26 protein-coding genes are annotated in these 21,418 nt (G+C 37.0%); 13 read left to right on the top strand and 13 right to left on the bottom strand.

All coding sequences use genetic code 11. The features are described 5' to 3' along the window. Positions 1–104 precede the first annotated feature (104 nt). From IPK35_04135 to IPK35_04155, 5 genes are all read left to right on the top strand, one after another. The gene (locus tag IPK35_04135) at positions 105–515 is read left to right on the top strand and encodes a CBS domain-containing protein (GenBank protein MBK8052472.1); all 411 of its coding nucleotides are present in this window, start codon (positions 105–107) and stop codon (positions 513–515) included. Next, positions 508–597 carry a hypothetical protein gene (locus IPK35_04140; GenBank protein ID MBK8052473.1) on the top strand — a complete coding sequence of 30 codons (90 nt, stop codon included), beginning with the start codon at positions 508–510 and terminating at the stop codon, positions 595–597. Before IPK35_04135 ends, IPK35_04140 begins: the two co-directional genes overlap by 8 nt. Before the next feature lie 54 nt (positions 598–651). Next, positions 652–1,053, top strand: a complete 402-nt coding sequence (locus IPK35_04145) for a hypothetical protein (GenBank protein MBK8052474.1) — start codon at positions 652–654, stop codon at positions 1,051–1,053. A gap of 77 nt (positions 1,054–1,130) precedes the next feature. Then, entirely contained in the window at positions 1,131–3,533 is a 2,403-nt protein-coding gene (locus IPK35_04150) for an immune inhibitor A (protein ID MBK8052475.1), read from the top strand. A gap of 286 nt (positions 3,534–3,819) precedes the next feature. Further along, complete coding sequence (locus tag IPK35_04155; GenBank protein MBK8052476.1) at positions 3,820–4,944, top strand: AhpC/TSA family protein; 1,125 nt, start codon at positions 3,820–3,822, stop codon at positions 4,942–4,944. An 86-nt stretch (positions 4,945–5,030) separates the two neighbouring features. On the opposite strand, the gene IPK35_04160 is transcribed toward IPK35_04155, so the two are convergent. The 6 genes from IPK35_04160 to IPK35_04185 form a co-directional block, all read right to left on the bottom strand. Next, positions 5,031–5,291, bottom strand: coding sequence for a heavy-metal-associated domain-containing protein (locus IPK35_04160; protein MBK8052477.1), 261 nt, complete (start codon positions 5,289–5,291; stop codon positions 5,031–5,033). 272 nt (positions 5,292–5,563) lie between these two features. Continuing rightward, complete coding sequence (rplT, locus tag IPK35_04165) at positions 5,564–5,908, bottom strand: 50S ribosomal protein L20 (protein MBK8052478.1); 345 nt, start codon at positions 5,906–5,908, stop codon at positions 5,564–5,566. 81 nt (positions 5,909–5,989) lie between these two features. Continuing rightward, a complete protein-coding gene (rpmI, locus tag IPK35_04170; GenBank protein ID MBK8052479.1) occupies positions 5,990–6,184 on the bottom strand; it encodes a 50S ribosomal protein L35 in 195 nt (64 codons plus the stop codon). Positions 6,185–6,297: 113 nt separating this feature from the next. Then, the gene (locus IPK35_04175; protein MBK8052480.1) at positions 6,298–7,257 is read right to left on the bottom strand and encodes a PorP/SprF family type IX secretion system membrane protein; all 960 of its coding nucleotides are present in this window, start codon (positions 7,255–7,257) and stop codon (positions 6,298–6,300) included. A gap of 103 nt (positions 7,258–7,360) precedes the next feature. Further along, on the bottom strand, positions 7,361–8,143 hold the full coding sequence (locus IPK35_04180) for an MBL fold metallo-hydrolase (protein ID MBK8052481.1): 783 nt from the start codon (positions 8,141–8,143) through the stop codon (positions 7,361–7,363). A 13-nt stretch (positions 8,144–8,156) separates the two neighbouring features. After that, on the bottom strand, positions 8,157–8,447 hold the full coding sequence (locus IPK35_04185; GenBank protein MBK8052482.1) for a hypothetical protein: 291 nt from the start codon (positions 8,445–8,447) through the stop codon (positions 8,157–8,159). Between the two features lie 276 nt (positions 8,448–8,723). On the opposite strand from IPK35_04185, the gene IPK35_04190 reads away from it, so the two are divergent. From IPK35_04190 to IPK35_04215, 6 genes are all read left to right on the top strand, one after another. After that, a complete protein-coding gene (locus IPK35_04190) occupies positions 8,724–9,260 on the top strand; it encodes a PorT family protein (GenBank protein ID MBK8052483.1) in 537 nt (178 codons plus the stop codon). A 16-nt stretch (positions 9,261–9,276) separates the two neighbouring features. Continuing rightward, positions 9,277–9,777 (top strand): hypothetical protein, encoded by a 501-nt coding sequence (locus IPK35_04195; protein ID MBK8052484.1) that lies wholly within the window; start codon positions 9,277–9,279, stop codon positions 9,775–9,777. Then, entirely contained in the window at positions 9,774–10,250 is a 477-nt protein-coding gene (locus IPK35_04200; GenBank protein ID MBK8052485.1) for a hypothetical protein, read from the top strand. The genes IPK35_04195 and IPK35_04200 overlap by 4 nt, the downstream gene beginning before the upstream one ends. Beyond that, positions 10,226–10,705, top strand: a complete 480-nt coding sequence (locus tag IPK35_04205) for a hypothetical protein (protein MBK8052486.1) — start codon at positions 10,226–10,228, stop codon at positions 10,703–10,705. Before IPK35_04200 ends, IPK35_04205 begins: the two co-directional genes overlap by 25 nt. Positions 10,706–10,881: 176 nt before the next feature. Beyond that, the gene (locus IPK35_04210; protein MBK8052487.1) at positions 10,882–11,088 is read left to right on the top strand and encodes a CcmD family protein; all 207 of its coding nucleotides are present in this window, start codon (positions 10,882–10,884) and stop codon (positions 11,086–11,088) included. Continuing rightward, a complete protein-coding gene (locus IPK35_04215; GenBank protein ID MBK8052488.1) occupies positions 11,078–12,496 on the top strand; it encodes a Glu/Leu/Phe/Val dehydrogenase in 1,419 nt (472 codons plus the stop codon). The genes IPK35_04210 and IPK35_04215 overlap by 11 nt, the downstream gene beginning before the upstream one ends. Positions 12,497–12,652: 156 nt before the next feature. On the opposite strand, the gene IPK35_04220 is transcribed toward IPK35_04215, so the two are convergent. The 6 genes from IPK35_04220 to IPK35_04245 form a co-directional block, all read right to left on the bottom strand. Further along, positions 12,653–13,024, bottom strand: a complete 372-nt coding sequence (locus IPK35_04220) for a hypothetical protein (protein MBK8052489.1) — start codon at positions 13,022–13,024, stop codon at positions 12,653–12,655. A gap of 70 nt (positions 13,025–13,094) precedes the next feature. Further along, positions 13,095–13,820, bottom strand: a complete 726-nt coding sequence (locus IPK35_04225) for a hypothetical protein (protein MBK8052490.1) — start codon at positions 13,818–13,820, stop codon at positions 13,095–13,097. Between the two features lie 17 nt (positions 13,821–13,837). Then, a complete protein-coding gene (locus tag IPK35_04230) occupies positions 13,838–13,984 on the bottom strand; it encodes a hypothetical protein (protein MBK8052491.1) in 147 nt (48 codons plus the stop codon). Positions 13,985–14,570: 586 nt separating this feature from the next. After that, positions 14,571–15,557 carry a M23 family metallopeptidase gene (locus tag IPK35_04235; protein MBK8052492.1) on the bottom strand — a complete coding sequence of 329 codons (987 nt, stop codon included), beginning with the start codon at positions 15,555–15,557 and terminating at the stop codon, positions 14,571–14,573. Positions 15,558–15,843: 286 nt separating this feature from the next. Next, positions 15,844–17,169 (bottom strand): peptidoglycan DD-metalloendopeptidase family protein, encoded by a 1,326-nt coding sequence (locus IPK35_04240; protein MBK8052493.1) that lies wholly within the window; start codon positions 17,167–17,169, stop codon positions 15,844–15,846. Positions 17,170–17,283: 114 nt separating this feature from the next. Next, positions 17,284–17,874, bottom strand: a complete 591-nt coding sequence (locus tag IPK35_04245; GenBank protein MBK8052494.1) for a methyltransferase domain-containing protein — start codon at positions 17,872–17,874, stop codon at positions 17,284–17,286. A gap of 310 nt (positions 17,875–18,184) precedes the next feature. On the opposite strand from IPK35_04245, the gene folP reads away from it, so the two are divergent. Both folP and IPK35_04255 read left to right on the top strand, forming a co-directional pair. Further along, positions 18,185–18,958: a dihydropteroate synthase gene (folP, locus tag IPK35_04250; GenBank protein ID MBK8052495.1), complete on the top strand. Its 774-nt coding sequence runs from the start codon at positions 18,185–18,187 to the stop codon at positions 18,956–18,958. A 54-nt stretch (positions 18,959–19,012) separates the two neighbouring features. Further along, entirely contained in the window at positions 19,013–20,899 is a 1,887-nt protein-coding gene (locus IPK35_04255; protein ID MBK8052496.1) for a TonB-dependent receptor, read from the top strand. On the opposite strand, the gene IPK35_04260 is transcribed toward IPK35_04255, so the two are convergent. Continuing rightward, positions 20,894–21,403, bottom strand: a complete 510-nt coding sequence (locus IPK35_04260) for a class IV adenylate cyclase (GenBank protein ID MBK8052497.1) — start codon at positions 21,401–21,403, stop codon at positions 20,894–20,896. The two genes, IPK35_04255 and IPK35_04260, sit on opposite strands and share 6 nt — an antisense overlap. Between the last annotated feature and the right edge of the window lie 15 nt (positions 21,404–21,418).

Here is a 21,418-nt window from a genome sequence, read left to right on the forward strand (position 1 = left end):
TACCATGGTTGCTAAATTCATATTCATTTTATACCATACTTTGATCATCATCAATGTCACTGATGATTTGTATCATATGTATCAATGTAGTTAAATAACTATATTTGCTTCACACATTCAATCTGCAAAATAATCCTGATATGAATACCCACGATCTTTTGAGCCTGAAAGTCAAGGAAGTAATGAGTACAGAACTTATTACCGTTCAGCCCGATGCTATCCTGAAGGATGTCAATCTCATTTTTGAAAAAGAAAACATCCACCATATCCCTGTCATAAGTACGGATGGAAAATTCAAAGGAATCATATCTAAATCCGACATGTTGTTACTGATGGATTGGGGTACAAAACTAAATCTGCCTGCAAGTCTCAGAAAGAACACCTTTCTCCTTACCAGCAACCTTGCCAAAGACATCATGGAGACCAATGTCATCCGCATCAGTCCGGAAGACAGAATCAAAAGATGTGTCCAGATATTCAGAAAACTATTTCAGAGCTCTCCCGGTAGTGGATGATAACGATTTCCTTATAGGTATTATCACCACATATGATCTGATGATCCTGGCATACACGGAAATGCCCATGATAGAAAGTTAGTCATTTTTCTTTTTAATTGATTCGTTACTCCTTATTTACAGAAATATTTTTGCCATGAAAATTCAAAAAACATCCACTGTTCAGCATATATTTGACCAATTCAACAATGTGTTTCCTTATCTAAAACTTGAATTTTTCAGTAAAGGGCATGAAGATCATAAAGGTAATAAGCCTGAGGATATCATCAGCCACAGCACGTTGTTATCCTCTATCAATCCTGAATTGCTGGAAAAAGATTTTATCATCAGTGAAGAAATGACTGTATCAGCTTTTGAGCAAATGATGAAAGATAATTTTAATCTCAACGTCCAGGTTTTCAGAAAGTCCAATGACCTATGGCTTCAGACTACTGCCACAGATCACTGGACACTCCAGAAACAAAACGGTAAAGGTCAACGCTCGACCGTCAAATATGATATTGACACCATAGATATTACAGATTTTGATGTGGATTGATATATTTTAAATAAATCAAATATATCAGATTTTTACCATGGTAATTTTGTACTTTTGCCCAAAAGTATCAGTATCCCATGATTATCAGAACTTTATACTGTCTTCTGATTATTTTTTTAGCTCAAATCATTCAGGGTCAAAACCTTGAAAAAAGCACTTACCATAAATTAAAGATAAATATTACAGGAAGAAATATTCAGGATCTGACCAATGCCGGTTTAGAAACAGATCATGGAACCTATGTGAAAAATCGTTTTTTTACCAGTGACTTCAGCGAAGAAGAAATAGAAGTCATTAAAAAACTTGGCTTTGAATACGAGTTCCTAATAAACAATGTTTCCAAATATTATAGTGATCCATCCAGATCATCAGAAATTTCCTCACCCCAATTACAATTACGCAACAATTGTTTTGCACCTTCCATCACAGCGTACAATTACAAAACTCCATCCCAATACCGAGCAGGAAGTATGGGCGGATATTTTACACTAAAAGAAATGTATGATATCCTGGATAGTATGGCCATCAGATATCCAAAACTTGTGACCATAAAACAACCCATAAAAGATTTCAAAACAATCAACGGCAATCCTATCTACTACATCAAGGTATCTGACAATGCCGCTTCTGATGAAGCTGATGAGCCAAAGGTTCTTTATACAGCATTGCATCATTCCAGAGAACCCAACTCACTTTCTCAGATGATATTTTTTCTTTGGTATGTGCTGGAAAATTATGAAACAGACCCGATGGTCAAAAAGATAGTGGACCATACACAAATGTATTTTATACCTTGTATCAATCCGGATGGCTACGAACTAAATCAAAAAAACAATCCAAATGGCGGTGGCTTATGGCGTAAAAATACATGGAAAGACTCAAATGGAGACCTGAAAGGAGTGGACCTGAACAGAAATTATGGCCATACGTGGGGAAAAGACAATACCGGCTCATCACCCAATCCAAACTCATTGACATTCAGGGGACAATCTGCTTTTTCAGAACCGGAGACACAGGCAGTCAGGGCATTTTGCATAGACCACGATTTCAAAATTGCGCTTAATTATCATACTTTCGGAAATTTTCTGATCTATCCCAAAGTCGAAATCAAAGATGATCAATCAGGTGACGTCTTATTCAGGACTATGGGACAAGTGGTCAATAAAGAAAATAATTTTAGCCTGGGTACTGATCTGCAGACGGTGGGTTATTCTGTCAATGGTGACAGCGATAACTGGATGTATGGAGAAAATGGCGAAAAAAACAAAATTTTTGCATACACTCCGGAAGTAGGCCCATCATTCTGGCCCGCACAGGTCGACATTGATTATCTCAACAAATCATGCATTTGGATGAACATGTCTGCAGCTTTACTTACATTAAACTATTATGAAGCTGAAGAAATACAAACGGGCAACTTTCTTGATCAGGTCAATAAGTACATCAAAATAAAGGTAATCCGCGCAGGACTGCAGGCAGGGGACGCCATCGTATCATTAACATCAAAGGAAAATGAAGTCAAAGTCATCAACCCGATAAGGAAAATTAACTTACACGCAGGCAAAGATTCAGCTTTGATTTTTGGCATCGAAATGAATAAAGGCCAGCGATTTGATGATGGCTTTTCATTTGATCTGTCTATAGAGAGCGATGGTATTAGACAACATAAAACAATAAGAAAAAACTGGTCTGAGTGGCCTTTTATAGCAATTTTTTCTGATCGGTCTAATGACACTTCTCTGTATGTATCCAATGGCTGGACAAAGACATCCACTACATTTGAGAGTGCTCCCACTTCATTTACCGACTCTCCCGGTGGATCATATCCTCCTAAATTCAGATCAGCTATCACTCTAAAAGACCCGATAGATCTTAGCAATGCTCAGCAAGTCTTGTTACAATTTGATGCAAAGTGGGATATTGAAGACAATTTTGATTTTGTACAGGTAATGGCTTCAAAAGATAACAAAGATTTTATTCCTCTTTGTGGATTATATACCAATCCAGGCACAAAAGATCAAAGTCTATCGAGCCCATTATATGATGGAGTACAACAAGAATGGGTACGGGAAGAAATCGATTTATCATCATTTACAGGTTCTAAAAATCTTTGGATTAGATTTTACATACAGACGGATGATTATGAACAGAGGGACGGTTTTTATTTTGACAATCTGGAGGTCAAGGTGGCTGCGAAAACATCCTCTACAGATGAAAAACTACATCATCCCATCTATTTAAGTCCAAACATCCTATCTGATGAGAATCATATCACCGTAAAGGGATTGGAGCAAAATGAAGCATATCAGGTAGAAATATTTAATATCAATGGTCAATCGGTAGCAGATGCCATGATATCCGAGAGTTATCCTGAAGTCAGGCTTCATGATATCTCAAAAGGGATATATTTTTATACGATAAGTAACCGAATAAACCCTCACAAAAAGTTTTTGAGCAGGGGTAAGATTTTGAAGATGTAAAAGAGGAAGGATTGCCAATAAAACCCGACCTACTGCGTGTCATTTATATAAAGTTTTATTGAAAAATCCCCTGAATTCACAAAAAAATAATTTATATTTGTCTTTGCATAAAATATACTCACCCGTTGTTGTTGAGAAAAATAAAAGATCAAAAGAGATATATTAAATTTAACTTATTTAAAAACCTATTTACAGTATATGAGCATTTGACTTGATCATCCTTTGCTTAGTATTGTTTTAATTATATTTAGCTGTATTAAATAAAAATCACACAAAATAGATTAACATGAAATACCTGTTTTTCATTTTGCTATTTTCAACTTTATCCTGTCATCCCAATGGTTTTGTTATCATGGGAAAGCTTACAGATAATATATCAACCAAGTTAACATTATTAACGTATCATCATTCCAGTCCAAACCCTATTAAATTAGATAGTGTGGATGTCAAAGATGGCATGTTTTTATTTAAAGGAAGTATAAACAAAATGCAAATTGTTGCACTTGCTGATGAAAAACTTGGAAAGTATTCTGAACCTTTTTTTATTGAAAATGGTAAAAACAAAATCTACCAGCTTGCCCCTGACAGCACATGTAATTTTTGTTTCTATACTGAAAATATAAGAAGCAATTATGATAAAAAGAGATTGGACTTAATCACAGAAAATTATGAAATTAAGCACCGGGATTTTTATAATAAATATTATGAACTCAGTGGAATCGAAGACAGTGTCATTTTATCGTCAAACGAATATTATGAGTCCTTAAATGCTGCCGAAAGAAAAATAGACTCTACTAAAAAGCTGTTATTGGCTGAACAGATGAATTATATTAAATCATGTCCTACATCGTATTACAATGCGTTTTTTCTTTTTTTCCGATTTGGGTTTCAAGGAAATCTGGATCAGAAATTTCAATTGTATAATACATTCGACAGTAAGGTTAAAAATAGTCATTATGGTAAACTACTTTCAAATACTCTGTTTCTGGAAGGAAAAGTTGCTCCTGAATTGATTGGAGTTACTATAGCCAATCAAGACTTCAGGCTGAGTAATTTGAGAGGGAAATATGTATTACTAGATTTTTGGGCCAGTTGGTGTGATCCTTGCAGGGCATCTCACATCGACATGAAGACGCTCTATGAAAATTACAAAGAATATAATAATTTTGAAATCGTCAGTATTGCCTTTGACGACAATAAGCAAAATTGGCTCAAAGCTGTAGAAAAAGATAAAATAGGAGATTGGTATAATTTAAACAAAAATGATATCATTTCTGGATTAGAGAATTATTATATATCACTTTATCCGATCTCATACCTAATATCTCCTGATGGGATTGTTATAAAACAATTTCATGGAGAGCATGATTTCAATAAAGTGAAGAGTATTCTCAACAATAAAAAGAAATAAGAGATAAAATTAGGACATCAAATAAATGAATTAAAAAATTATAAGAAAGATAATCCTTCTTTTAAATTTATAAATGATACAAATCCTTAGGTAGTCACTCTACCTATCATACAACTCACAAAAGAAGTGGCTGTCGTAAGTCCAGAACCTTTACCTGGCTCGGGATACCCCATAGAATGTAGTTTTGATACAATCTTATGTTTGTCGACCGCTTCGTCAGTACTAAGTGATACGATCCCATTTTCGATATCCACATTTACATCCTTCACTCCATCCATCTTTGACAGGCCGCTTTTGATGGATCCGGCACATCCGTGGCATTTTATATTTTCAACCTTAATTTCCATGATTTTTATTTTTATACAAACACTATAACAAAATACTAAGGTAAATGATTCAAAATATTTTGTAAAAAGTCTAAATCAATACAACCTTAGAAACCTTACCAATAAATTTTCCTTGCGGATGCAAACTTGAAATCGGGATCGCATGATAACCATTTATCAGCTTGGGTTCAGCATCGGAGAGAATTCAACACAATATCCCAAAAATAGCATAAAAAAAAGAGGGAGTCACTGCAGCCAGCAACTCCCCAAATAAAAAATAGGTGCGTAAATCTTTACTTTACAGAATCTATAACTGCCTTGAATGAATCGGGATGATTCATGGCTAAATCTGCAAGCACTTTTCTGTTTAAATCAATATTCTTTTGACTTAAAGCATGTATAAATTTTGAATAAGACAATCCATACATACGTGTTGCTGCATTAATCCTTGCAATCCATAATCTTCTGAAAGCTCTCTTTTTATTTCTTCTGTCTCTGTAAGCATAAATGTAACCTTTTTCAAGGGCATTTACCGCTACAGTATAAACTTTACTCCTTGCTCCAAAGTAACCTCTGGCAGCTTTAAGGACTTTTTTTCTTCTGGCTCTTGAAGCCACCGCATTCACTGATCTAGGCATAAATATTTTTTTTTAGTACAATACAGGGATCAGTATTGATTCTTTAATCCTGTATTCTCGTTAAATAATAAAATTTCTTTTTTACAGACAAAGCAATTTTTTTACTTTGGCATAATCTCCGTCACTTACTAACGCAGAACCAAGTAATCTTGTTTTAGCTTTATTTGATTTTTTTCTCATCAAGTGTCTGGCATTGGCCTGAAATCTCTTGATCTTACCTGTTCCGGTAAGACTGAATCTCTTCTTGGCACTTGAATGGGTTTTCATTTTTGGCATAATACTAATCTTTTACGGGCTGCAAAAGTAAACACTTTTATCTTACCAACAAAATTATAACAATTTTTTTTAACTACAAAATTCTAAATTGAAAAATTTCGTACATTCGAATATTACATATCCCTAGGATTATAAATAATTTTAGGTGGCAAGCCCAAACCTATTAATTTCTGTAGATTGTATGAAAGCATGATGTCATGTGTGCCCTGATGCGCAGTCCTCAATGAAGATAATCCAAAATCATAACTATAATACAGTTTATATTTGGATCCGATATTGGTACCCATCAGAATAGTTATGGCATCAAACGATGATGTACTGTAACCTCTCATGCCTACACCTCCTATGATATTTCTGTCCAGTATTGCCACCAAGGATATGTCGGCCTGGACTACAGAAGGATCTGCCTTGACCAAAAGTGAAGGATAGAATTTTATCCTGTCATCCCATTCATATTTGTATTCTGCAAAAATACTACCGCCCCATCTTCTGGTGTAAGAAGCATTTCCCAATCCATAACTGTGAGATGGAAACTCAGATACAGTAATTCCACCTTGCCACTGAGCGCTCATAAAATATGTTCCTATCTCCCATGAAGGTCCCACTCCATTGAAAACATTTGCCTCAAGCAAAGGGTCCTTGTGGTTGATAGTGGCTTCATAGTCACCATCCGGAGTTATGATCTTACGACCATCAAAATTCATATAATCCAAACCCAATCTGCCACCAAAAGAAAGGAATCCGGATTCCAACCCCATCACATAATTATATGAAAATCTAAAGTTAGTATTATTTAAGTGCCCTGAAGACTGATTGTATAATGAAAAACCTATAGCCCCATTCCATAAATAAAACGGAAGATCTGCACCTAAATAAAATGTACGTGGATTGCCCGGGAAGCTATTGTATTGGTCTCTATAGGAAGTAAACACACTCAAGGACCGTTCCAATCCGCCATAAGCCGGATTTTCATAATACTTATTAAGCATATATTGACTGAACTGCGGTCTTTGCTGTGCATATACCACAATGCCAGAAATATAAACACAAAATATTAAAAAAAACCATTTCATTTCAAGTCCCGATATGATAAGAATACAATAATAAGGATTTTTTGTTGAAAGTAGTCTTATGCTTAACAAAAAAATATTAAAAATTGATAAGAATTTTCGCTGGCTACTCTATTATATCTATTGTTTCTAACACCAATCCATCGTGAGCCGGAAATATTTTTTCAGGAAAATTGTGTTCCATATCAGTATGCAATCCCATTTCATGAGACATATGTATAAAGTATGTGGCTTTGGCCTGAATATTTTGAGCCATTATGATTGCTTCATCATAAGAGAAGTGAGAGTAATGTTTTCTGTGTTGCAGTGCATTTAAGATGAGGATATCCAGTCCTGCAAGCATTTTAAGTGCAGTTTGATCCAGATAAGATGCATCGGTGATATAGGCCAGATTTCCTATACGATATCCCAATATAGGAAGTGTGCCATGCATCACATGGATAGGTTGGACGATGATCCCGGGGAAAATTTCAAGATCTGTATGGTTACTTACAGCATTAAGGACGACCCGCGGAGCACCAGGATAAGGGCTCTCTACAAAAATATAGGCAAACTTCAACCGAATATCATCCAGCACCCTTTTTTGCCCGTAAATCGGCATGTCTATCTTTTGTCTGAAATTAAAAGGTCGGATATCATCCAGCCCTATGATATGGTCATTGTGTTCGTGGGTAAGAAGTATGGCATCAATATGTGTGATTTTATGGATCAACATCTGTTGTCTGAAATCAGGACCTGCATCAATAAGAATATTATATTCGCCGATACTGATTAAGGCGGATGTCCTGAGTCTGTAATCTCTTGGATCATCAGAAGTACACACCGTACATCGACATCCGATTACAGGTATACCTTGTGATGTTCCCGTCCCGAGAAGTGTAATTTTCAATTAAAATCAATCTTTATTTCTTCTGATTATATATTACCTCATGATTTCTGAGCAGATTTTTATAAAAATGCCTGTATTTTTCATTCAGCAGATTTTCATTTTCAACGATGCTTTCCAGAATAGTCATCAGAACATTGACCCTTCCGTCTGTATCATAAAATTTATTGATGACGACTACTTTTTTATCTTCTACCAAGCAGTAACCTGAATTGAAAGTACCCTTTTCATATCTCACAGAATATCCCAAATCTCTGAATATTTCTTCAAGTTTAGTTAATGTAGGTTTGGTATGCTTAATGATCATTGTTGATCCTTATTAAATTGCAAATATACTTTTTTATATACAATGAAGGATAAAAAAGTTGGTGCTTTAAAAAATATCCCTGATTTTTTTTGATCAATTATCACCTTTATGCGTTTTGTTTATAAACTTCTGAAAAATCAATATTTTAAAAAAACCATAACTTTTTGTCAATAAAATCTTAGCTTGCAATTTTTTCAAATAATTTTTATTCATCATCGCATGCCACAAAAAATTTTAATATTGTGCAGTGTCTGTATACTATTACAGGTCAATGACATGAAAAGTCAGAGGTTTCAATTTGCAGGTATTGCAGGCGCTAACGCATCACAAATCGATGGTGACAGTTTATTTGGATATAAAAAAACAGGATTACATATTGGCGGTCGTATCTCCTACATCAACCAAAACAGTTTTGACATAGCACTGGAAATGCTGTTTAGTCAAAGAGGTGCTGCAAAATCATTTACAGAAAACAGACCTAAAGACATCATCCAGGCTGATTATATAGAAATTCCATTAGTATTTAATATCAGGGATTGGTACAATAAAGCTGGTAAATATCACAAAGTCAGGGCTGAATTTGGTGTCTCTTACGCACGGCTGGTTCGTATTGAATCCGCAAAATTTGATGTCGATAACTTCAATCGAAGTGATGTCAGCTGGTTTTTAGGTTCTGGATTAAGATTTTCTCCTCATATAGGAATAGCCCTCAGATACACTTCTTCTTTTCTCAATATGTATACTAATCCATCAGGCAAAACAGAGAGATTTAAATCATATTTTCTTACCTTTAGGGCTGAATACTTCTTTTAATTCAAACTCAAAAAACATGTATCGATATCTTCAACTTTCTTCATTGACACTGTGTGTATGCCTAATTGGGTGTGGTGAAAAAAAATCAGAGCCTACCACAGAAAACCCAAAATCTGAGATCTCTTCCGGCCCTATGATACCCGGTATCAATCAGGAAACCTATACAAAATTGCTTGACAGCTGTTCCAATATTGATTACATCTTTCATGACATGCCATTTAGCCTGAGCCAATCTGATGATCCGGATATTAATCAGAATATTATGTTTATAGATATCAGCAAGCCTGTAGGGCAACTGGTACCCGGTTGTAAACCTATTGGAAGAAAATTTTTTCAAATCAAAGGAAATATTGTTTATGATGCGGATGTATATCTATCGGACAAATGCAATTTTTATGTATTTGTAGATAAATCGAACAAACCCTTATTTGCCAATCAGATGACTGAATCAGGTCGTAATTTTTATAATAATATCATCAAACAAGTTACCGGAGCAACTTCAACGGGTACACAATGATAAAAAGATTTGGGGTAATAGATTTAGGGTCCAATACATTCCATTTACTCATTGTTGATCAAACTGAGGGTTCTCGTTTTAAAGCAGTGTTCAGAAAAAGAATTTTTACTTCACTTTCTGAAGGTGGTATTGACTTTATAAAGACTGAAAGAATCGAAGCCGGCCTGAATGCCCTGAAAGAATTTAAAAAATATATCACCCAATACCATTGCACACACACAAGGGTCTTAGGTACAGCAGTGCTTCGTACAGCTTCCAACAGTATGGATTTTATTGGTAAGGCTGAAGATATCCTTGGAATCAATATTGAAATTATAGATGGAAGCAGAGAAGCAGAATACATTTTTCAAGGTATAACACTATCTCCGGAAGTCAACACCGGTACCCATCTGGTCATGGATATAGGCGGTGGCAGTACTGAGTTCATACTGATCAAAGCAGGAAAATATTGTTTTCGAAAAGTTACAATATAGGAGTTGGTGCTTTACATGCGATGTTTCATAAATCTGAACCTATCAGTGCCACGGAGACTGAAGATATGATGGCGTATATACTAAATAAAACAGCCGATCTGCAAGCAATAATCAAGGAGTATCACCCTGAATATTTAACCGGTGCATCCGGATCATTTGAAGTATTGGAACTTATGACCGACAGATCTATTGATGGAGCTACGGTGAATCTGATAGATCCCGAGGCATTTTTGCAGTTGTATTCAAAAGTAGTGCGTGCAGACGAATCAGAAAGACAAAAAATGAAGGGACTCCCAAAAGAAAGAGTAAAATTGATCGTAGTAGGTATGATCCTGAAAAGAGTTATTTTTGATCTGGTACATCCTAAAGGCATCTATGTCTCCCCGTTTGCACTCAAAGAAGGCATCATCCGGGAGATGATCACAAATGCACCTAATATGATTATGATAAAATAAAATTTTATTTTTCTTAAAAATAGTTCTTCTGTTTGAGAATATATGCCTATAGACAAAATCATATCCTGTCATGACAATGATCACATCACAAAATTACTCTGAGAATAAAAATATCCTTACCTTCGCATCAGAAATTCAAGTACATTTTAATCATAAGCCACTTTAAATAGAAATTGATGAAGAAAATACTTTCAATTATTATTTTATATGTTTTGGTATTACCGACTGTTTCTGCTCAGGAACAGGATTTTTTAAGGAGCACAGGTAAGATTTATTCAGTAGTGGCTGTTATCTTAGTCATCTTTGTCGGCATAGTATTTTTTCTATATCGGCTCGATAATAAACTAACCAAATTAGAAAAACAAATTAAAAATGAGCAGTAAACAAGCAAAATTTTTTGAAAGTGTGCAGCGCAATTTTGATCGTGCAGCAGCACACACCAACATCCATCCAGGATTGCTGGCACAAATTAAGGTATGTAATGCTGTATACCAGATGAATTTTCCTGTAAAAATCGGAGATTCGTACCAGGTGATAGAAGCGTATCGTGTGCAACATTCACACCACCGACTTCCTACAAAAGGTGGTATAAGGTTCAGTCATCTGGTAGATCAGGAAGAGGTAATGGCACTCGCTGCGTTGATGACTTATAAATGTGCTATAGTTGATGTACCATTCGGAGGTGCTAAAGGAGGAGTAAAAGTGAGTCCGAGGGCATATAGCGCCGAGGAACTTGAAAGAATCACAAGAAGATATACTGTAGAACTCATCCGAAAAAATTTCATAGGACCAAGCATTGATGTTCCGGCCCCGGATTATGGAACCGGCGAACGTGAAATGGCCTGGATCCTGGATACCTACCAAACATTCAAAGGTGGTGAAATCGATGCTGCCGGTTGTGTGACAGGAAAACCTGTAAGACAAAATGGTATCAATGGCCGAACAGAAGCCACCGGTCGTGGTGTATACTACGGATTGAGAGAAGTGTATAATGATGCCAACCTTCTGAAAAGAATAGGAGCAACAAAAGGAATGGCCGGTAAGACCATGGTCATTCAGGGTCTTGGAAATGTGGGTTCATACGCAGGTCTTATATCACAAAATGAAGGAGATGTAAAGATCATCGGACTTTCGGAGATTGAGGGTACAGTATACAGTGAGAAAGGCATAGATATGCAAACAGCATTGGACTATCGCAAAGAACACGGAACAATACTTGGACTACCAGACACAGTGACTCTTCCTAACAGAGGTGACTGGGTCAGTATAGATTGTGATATTTTGGTGCCAGCAGCACTTGAGTCTGTTATCACAGAAGAAAACGCTCACCTTGTAAAAGCCAAAGTCATCGGTGAAGCCGCCAATGGACCTATCACAGCAGAAGCCGCAGATATCATCATCAAAAACGGAGCTGTAATCATACCTGACATGTATCTGAATGCAGGTGGTGTTACCGTCTCTTATTTTGAGTGGTTGAAGAACTTATCCCACATGAGATTCGGTCGTATGGACAAAAGATTTAACCACAATACATATGAAAGCATCATCAGTACTGTGGAAAATCTGACCGGCAAAAAAGTCGGAGATAAGGAAAGATCATTTATCACCAGAGGTGCTGATGAAGTCGATCTGGTGAGATCCGGACTTGAAGAGACGATGATCAACTCCTTCCATCAGATCATGGAAGTCTACAACGGATATGAAAAAGTAAACAATCTCAGAGACGCTGCCTTTATTACTGCATTGAATAAAGTAGCTGGTGATTATATGACACTGGGTGTATTCCCATAATTCCAACCATACAATTGAAAGCGGGGCAACAATCAGATTGTTGCCCTATTTTTTTCACTTTTGGCAATCGAGTAAGAGACAAAGGTAATTAAAAAAATAGATTACCTTTGTCGTCTTCTCACACCACCGTATGTACTTACGTGTACGGCGGTTTCTTTAGGTGGATTTGTGCAGATGGTTGTAGTTGGAGACTAAATCGTAGTATCCAATCTTTGTAAACCACTCGTTATTCATCCCGATATTGGTGCCTGGAGTGTTTGATAGACGCCACCAGCCTTTGCCACTTAGGGCTGTCAGCCAGCTCAATTTCTCACTTACGCCTTGGCTCCTTAGGAATCTGACAATACCAATCTTGCGTTTGCATTGTTTTATCCTAAAGCATCTTATTCGTCTTTTCAGCCAGCTGTTGATTCTTTCTATCTTCGATTTCATTTCTGATCTCTTGAAGTATTGTAACCAACCACGCAATAAGCTATTTACTTCCTTTATCAACTGATCCAGACTGATCCCACGTCGACGTGATGTCAGATCTTTTAGCTTCGACTTAAGTCGTAATTCGCTCGGCTTACTTAGATAAAGGCGACCACCACCACCTAGACTATGACCTAAAAAACGCTACTTCATGTACTTTCCGTACTCCGCTCTTTTCTACATTTACTTTCAGACGCATTTTCTTAGTTATGTATTCGCTGATGCTAACATATACCCGTTCGGCACTTTGTTTACTTCTTACAAAGATCAAAACGTCATCTGCGTATCTTACATAACTCAGTCCACGCCTAGCCAGTTCTTGGTCCAGTTCATCTAATACGATGTTGGATAACAACGGACTCAGTGGGCTTCCTTGTGGTGTCCCCTTTATCCGTTGATGCGATACGCCACCTAACAGTATGCCACTACGTAGTATCTTTCTGATTAGGTCTAGTAATCGTTTGTCACCCATCCGTAAACTCAGATGCCACATCAATCGGCTATGATTCACTTCATCAAAGAATTTCTCTAAGTCGATGTCGACTACTCGTGTCTTCCCTGTTTTAACGTGTGACTGGGCTAACTTTAGTGCGCTCTCTGTTCCACGGCCTGGCCTAAATCCATGGCTGCTTTCCGTAAATGTAACTTCATAATACCTTACCATCACTTGGCTGATTGCTTGCTGTACAACTCGGTCTTTTACCGTCGGTATGCCCAGTAGCCTTTTGCCCCCTTTGGGTTTCGGTATCTCTACTCCACGTACTAATGAAGGGCGATAGTCTCCGTTTAGGATTTCTGTCTTTAGTGCTCCATGGTGCGTTCTAAACCATTTTCCGAACTCCTTGACATCTATTCCATCTACTCCCCGGACTACCTGCGTTCGTTTTCACGTGTCGGTAGGCTTTTACTAGATTCCTTAGCGACGCTATCTCTTCCAGTACGTTCATCGTCTGTTCTCTCTCTTGCCAGCATCTGGAAGTCCACTTCGGACATACCTTTCCACTTCCGTCGTACCATACGGGTAGTTCATCATTGAATAGGCTGCTATTATTTCCTTCTCCCTGTCCAGCAGGTTGCATCGGTTTAGCATTTTCCTTGTCCTTAATCATTGGCCTTTACCATTACTTTCAAAAAAATTAACATCCTAAAGATTCGATCCTTCGCTCCACATCCATTACAGATGATTCTTCACTACTATGATCTCTGCTGACTTCCTTTAAATAGTCCTTTACTTCCCTTGCGCTTTGTTCCGTCTCAGGTCGCTATTTATAGGATCTCCCAAGGTAAGTTCAATCTCTTTCCGTGTAACTGACATATTTTACTACCATTGTTTACGTCCGACTATTGGGCTTCGCAATCTATTGCTCACTTACCCACAATGTAAGCCTTATAATATGTTTCTGTTCGTTCAATCACACTCTTGCCGCCTGCTTCCTTCAGATTCTCAATTACTCAAGACACCCTTGCTATTGGCTAACGATTCCTATCGGCTGGCTCGTCGAGGACTTTCACCCCTTAGATATTAAACATGCTTGGCGCACAAAAATTAAGGGGTAAATGTTGCTGAACATTTACCCCTTAGTTTTTCATTCACTTAGCTCTATTAATCTAAAGACTGATTATCAGTGGTAGCTCTTTTGACCAGTTCCTGATATTCTTTAGGTGTCAGGCCATCAAGACAATAATCTATAGGATTGATCGCGACACCATTTATCCATACTTCATAGTGCAGATGCGGTGCTGTAGATGCACCTGTACTGCCCACTAATCCTATCTTCTGACCTTTTTTAACTATTTCTCCTTCTTTGATATTGATAGAATGCATATGTGCATATAGTGTCTTGTATCCATATCCATGGTCGATGAGCACATGTTTGCCATATCCGCTTCCTGTTTTGTTGATAGACAATACCCTTCCATCTCCTGTAGCCTGAATATCAGTGCCTTGCGGGGCCGTAAAGTCTATTCCTTTGTGAAATCTTCTCAACTTATGGATTGGGTGAATTCTCATGCCAAATCCAGATAAAAACTTAACATCCTTTTTCAATGCTGTTTCCCTGACTGGTTTGATAGAGGGGATGGAAGCCAATTTTTTCTCTTTGGTGGCCGCTACTCTGTACAAGCTATCCAATGACTTTTTCTGTATGTCTATTTTAAATTTCAATTCGTCCACTTTGATGAGGTTGGCCTTGATAAGTGCTCCTGTTTCCTTCATATTGGAGAGAAAATCATACTTGTCATGACCACCTATACCACCATTCCATACATGATCATCTATCGGCTTGGACCCCAGGATCATCCTGTTGATTTCATTATCCTTCTCGTGGAGGGCTTCTATCTTTTTTGATATTGTCTGATATTCGTCTGTCAGTTGAGTGAGATAAAACTCAAGTTGCTCTTTTTCCTTGGTCATTACTTTTTCCTTTGGGGTAGGAAAGTATTGATAAGCTACTACAAACATTATGACTGCTGTCAATACAACGGCTGATGTATAAACCAGACTCATCCGGAATTTATCCCGGGCTGATAGTTTGTGTGGTTCATACTGAAGGGTGTGCTCGTTGTATACGTATTTTACATTTTTCATCAATAGATGTATAATTTTGTGACCGAAAAAATCCATTTGACCGGATCGATCAGAAATACGAATACCTTATGGCTATTAAAAACAGTGTAAAGATAGCCTTCCGGCATGTATCTACCAAATAATTCGTATCTTAAATTTTAATATATTTTTTAATTTTACGAATATATCTCTGCTTATAATCAATGGAGAATCATATAGATACAACTTTAACAACTCTAAATGTAGTCAAAATATATGCGCAATTTTTCTATGTATTAAAAAATTTGCTTAAAAATAATTTACTTTTTTTTTAAGGTTTAACTACCGGCTTTTCTTTGTTCTGAATAGCGGCTAAATTACTGCCTTCGGGTTGAAGTTCATTGAGCCTGACGAGCAGTTTATCTCTGTGTTCAAAAAAGTCAGGAAGCTCCTGCATGCTCATGGGTTGTGGCGGTGGCAATTTTTCTTTGAGGTGATTGACTTGTCTGCCATTTTTCCAGAATCGGAAACAAACATGAGGTCCTGTAGCAAGACCTGTGGCTCCCACATATCCTATAGTCTGTCCTTGTCTTACTCTTACACCAGGTCTGATTCCTTTGGCAAATCTTGACATATGCAGATATTGAGTTTCATAAACATTGTCATGTTTCACTTTTACAAAATTACCGTTACCTCCATTGTATGCGGAAGCAGTTACAACACCATCAGATACAGATCGGATCTCTGTACCATATGGTGCAGCATAGTCAGTGCCTAAATGCGGTATTGTTTTGCCTTTGATGGCATGAAATCCTCTCAGGTTATAGTTGGAAGAAATGCCCGTACATTTAACCGGAGCTTTCAAAAAAGATTTTCTGGCTGGTCTCCCTTCTGCATCAAAATATCCCTCATAGTCCTTTGATTTATACAAAATAGAATAGTTAGCACCGTTGTCATTGATATAACATGCTGCAATCAACCTACCGAGTCCGGTAAGCCTTCCATCGACATATTTATTTTCATATATCAATTTGAACTCATCACCTTTTCTGGTATGATAAAAGTCCACTGAACTTGAGAGCGCTTCTTCCATAAGGTCAATGATCGCCGGATTGATACCCTGAGCTTCGAGTGTTCCCCACAAAGAAGATTCTATTTTACCGGAAACGACTTCTTCGCAAAGTTCTATTTCTTTTTCGACAAGTGTGACTTTGACAGATTCTCTCAGATCACAGACGATGTATTTAAAATTATCGGGTTCATAAACTATAGCTACGGGAGTGTCATCACACTCATGTTTTTTTACAACATGATAAGGCTGCCCTACTCTGATGTTTCTAATATTGAAGATATCTTTTGCTTCGTGTTCCAGCAGGAGCGTAAGGTTGGTATTGACACCATGAGTGTTCAGGATATTTCCAAAGACATCATTTTTTCTGATAAGATTTTTTTCAATATAAAATGAATCTGTATTAAATCCAAATAAAAAAGATGCACCCCTCTGAATATCTTCACTATCTTCAGATGTGGTATTTTTTTGGTCTGATTTATTATCAAGGTGATATGCTAATATAAAAACTGTTGCCAGAATAAATGACAAAAAAATGTCTGTAACACGCTTTGGCAACTTACTTCCTTTTAGTGTTGTAAGTTTCAAAATCTTTTAGGTTTACGGTTATGAAAATGGTCAAAAAGTTAAGTGTAACGAAGTTTTGACACCGCAAGATATGTTTATGAACTTTTTTAAACAAATATTTAATGTTAATATTTTCTAAATTAAATCTTTTTTACAAATGAAAAACAATTCATTCCCGCTTCTTGGCTCTACAGAATTGTAACACATTTCAATAAGATGAATATGTAGTTTTGTACTGAATAGAGACTTGTATTCATATTCTGAGCCACCAAAAGGTGGTCCTGATCTGTCAAAATGCGATGCGAATAATACACCTGTCAAGGTACCATTAAGATTAAGCAGTGAGTACATTTTATCAACATATTTTTCCCGCAAAGATGGATGAAGGGCACAAAAAAAAGTTTGCTCCAAAATAAGATCATAATTTCCTTCAATATTAAAAAAATCCGCGCACAAATATTTGATCTTTGGATAATCATGCAATACAGATTGGATGTTGTGAATAGCAGTCGGCGAAATATCACAAATCGTGATATCATCAAATCCGTGTTCAGCAAGATATGCCGCTTCATGAGGGTGTCCTGCACCAGGTATCAATACAGCGATCTCTTTATTTTTGATCTGATCAATGTATTCTTTTATCGGGGTTGAAACTAATCCTATATGCCAGGGAGTATCGCTATTTTGGTGCCTTTCTTCCCAATAATTTTTATCCAAAAATTCCATAGAGATGCCTTATTTTAATGACTTGTTGTAAGAATATGTTTATACCGACGAGAATTTATTTTTCTATAGACGATGATACACATGTCTTCATTATAAAAATAATTCTGCCTCCATTATGCTCAAAATGACTACAAAAGTATATGAATTTTCGCAAACCAATTTAGAGTATAAACTATTTGAACTACAGTTAAGTTTTGAATACTAAATAGTTTATTTTTGCGACCATTTTCAATGTTTTTTAAAATATCGACATTTGATATATTCTATCAACTTTAAAGGCACTCTTATCAGCCTTGATCGTCCGCTGATCATGGGAATCATCAATGTCAATCCGGATTCTTTCTTTCAGGATTCCAGAAAAACAGATATAAAAGCCATACTTGACACTACGGAAAGGATGCTAATGGATGGAGCTGATATCCTCGATATTGGTGGTATGTCATCCCGGCCCGGAGCGCAGCTGATTTCTGAAGAAGAAGAGTTGAGAAGAACAGTAAGTCCAATAACTGAAATTATAAAAAGATTTCCCGAAGCCATCATTTCAGTAGATACCATGCGCAGTAGAGTAGCATCTGAAACAACGGATGCAGGTGCAAAATGCATTAATGATATTTCGGCAGGCAATTTTGATCCAAAAATGTTTCAGTCAGTTGCAAAATCAAAGGTGCCATTAATCATGATGCACATGAAAGGGTTGCCATCTGATATGCAAGATAATCCAAATTACGGAGATGTAGTCATGGACATCATGGCATTTTTTAAAGAAAAAATCGTTATGGCCAGAAAAGAAGGTATTCATGATATCATCATTGATCCGGGATTCGGATTTGGAAAAACTTTGGAGCACAATTATACATTGATGCGTCAATTTGAAGTGTTCAGTATTTTTGATGTGCCCTTACTGGCAGGTGTCTCCAGAAAATCCATGATCTGGAAAAAACTGGACATCACACCTGAACAAGCGCTCAACGGCACTACGGCATTGCACATGCACCTACTGGGAAAAGGTGTCCATATATTGAGAGTTCATGATGTAAAAGAAGCCAAAGAGTGTATCGAATTGTATAGAATGCTGGAAATATAATCTTTTGAGCCTCTTTCAAAATCAAACAAAATAAAATCAAAACAATTATTTTTTATGCTAAAATCTGAGCTATTATTTATTTTCTGTTTTCTGATACTACTGAATATACATCTGGTGGCTCAGGACACAACATTATGGATACAGGAAATCACCATAAAGGAAAACAGAATTGAAACCAGGCTGAAGGAAGCCAACAGAACTATAGAAATTATACCGCTTTCATCCATCAAAAATGCTCCGGCACGGAATATTGCAGAACTATTGAGCTATGTCAGCGGTGTAGATATGCGCCACAGAGGTGTAGGTGGTGCTCAGGTAGATTTGAATATCAGAGGAGGTACTTTTGATCAGGCTTTGATACTGATAGACGGCATACCTCTTTCCGATCCTCAGACAGGTCACCATCTGATGAATCTCCCTCTGAGTATATCAGATATCCAACATATAGAAATACATAAATCAGGTGGCGCCAGGATATTTGGTCAAAATGCATTTGCAGGTGCTATCAATATCATCACAAAAAGACCTGGAAATACAAAGAGTCTGGAAGTAGAAACATCTTATGAGTCTTTTAAAACATTTCAGATAAGAGGTGCCGCCAATATTGCAAGCGCATCATTACCGACCAGGATATCTGTTCAACATCAGACTTCAGCCGGATATCGGCCCAATACCGACTATAAGATCTCCAATGCCTTTTTACAAAATCGTATAGTTGCAACTAAGTGTCTTCATTTTGATGTAATGGCGGGATACAATACCAGAAAATTTGGAGGCAGCGGCTTCTATGCTGGTCCGGCTCCATCTTTTGCAGCTTTACCTATTGATAACAATACTCAGGAATATGAAGAAGTAAGTACTTCCTTTGCATCCGTAAGTGTACCGATAGGCAATGATAATTTCAAAATCAATCCGAGATATTATTTCCGCCAGAGTATAGATGATTACTATTTCACACGCGGCCAGGCTGTCTTCAACAGTACTAAAAGCAACGTGCATACCTTCGATATCAATTCCGGATTTCAGTCTGATTTAGGTCGGACTGGTTTGGGATTATTGTATCAGTTTACCGATTTCAGTAGTTTAAGGTTAGATACGACCACCAGACATCAGATTGCTTTTTTTGCTGAGCATAAATATACATGGAACCAACTGGATATCAATGCCGGCATTCAGTATAGTCATTATTCGGATTTTGGTGGAGCAATTTATCCGGGTATAGAGGCAGGCTTTAGGTTTTCTGATGATTTAAAATTGTTTGGTTCGTGGAATCAGGCATTCAGAATTCCTACATTTACAGATTTGTACTTCAGAAACGGGGCTAACAACAATAATCCGGATCTTCAACCAGAACGAGCAGACAATTTCGAGTTGGGGGCAAGATGGAGTAAAGCCGGATATTTGATCTCTGCATCTTGGTTTTCAAGAGTTGGTGCTGACATCATAGACCGAATCAAAACAGATATCACCCAAAAATGGACACCCATGAATCTGAGTAATCTCACAGTATCAGGACTGGAAGCCATGGTAAATTATCAGAATGCGGACGATAATCATTTTATCCAAAAAATCAATATCTCAGGCACCTACCTGTACAGGGTGAAATACCACACTCCACAAGAGGTAGTCCTCTCAAGATATGCAGCGGATAATCTCAGATATCAACTCAGCCTGAATGCAGATTTCAGATTATGGTCAAAAATGGGATTCAGCTTCAATACCCGCTACTTTGAGCGTTTCACACTGATCAAAAATTATGAATCATTTTATAAAGGTATGGTGGCAGACACCAGAATATACTGGAAAGAAAATAAGTGGATGATGTATGCTCAGGTCAATAACCTGACCGATAAAAAATACGTAGAATCCAACGGTATTACTATGCCGGGAAGGTGGTTTGCAGTTGGAGCAAATATTAGAGTTTGGGGCAGCAATTTATAAAAGCATATCACTATATGACTTATCTATCAATTGATGCTGTGAGATATTAAAGTACTGTAGGTAATAATTGCATTGCTCCCTGAGTTGGTCTGTGGACGTGCTACCATCCTGATCTATGGCTTCTACTTCTATGAAAGTTCCCAGATTATCGACTATATCAAAATGAAATTTGACATTGTCTATAAAGTATATTTTGCGCTTTTTGTCTACTACAACTTTGATACCCAATTGTCTTATTAAAATGTTTTTCAACCCCTGATCCGGCTGATGTTGGTACAGTATGATGTCAGAAACTTTTGCACCGGCGGTATCTCCGCGTTCATAATGAATGAGTGCATTTTCAATATTGCCTTCTCTCAGCTTCAGTCTTCCTATAGATGTATTGAAATATGTATCAATCTGATGATCAGTGCCTTGAAATTCAGGATTCAAGTAAAGCAACTTATTTTCATATCTTTCGATATCATCCACTCTGGCTTTAAATTCAAAATTTTTTAGATGCATGGTATTAAGCTTTGA

Source organism: Saprospiraceae bacterium, assembly GCA_016713025.1.
Taxonomy (GTDB): Bacteria; Bacteroidota; Bacteroidia; order Chitinophagales; family Saprospiraceae; genus OLB9.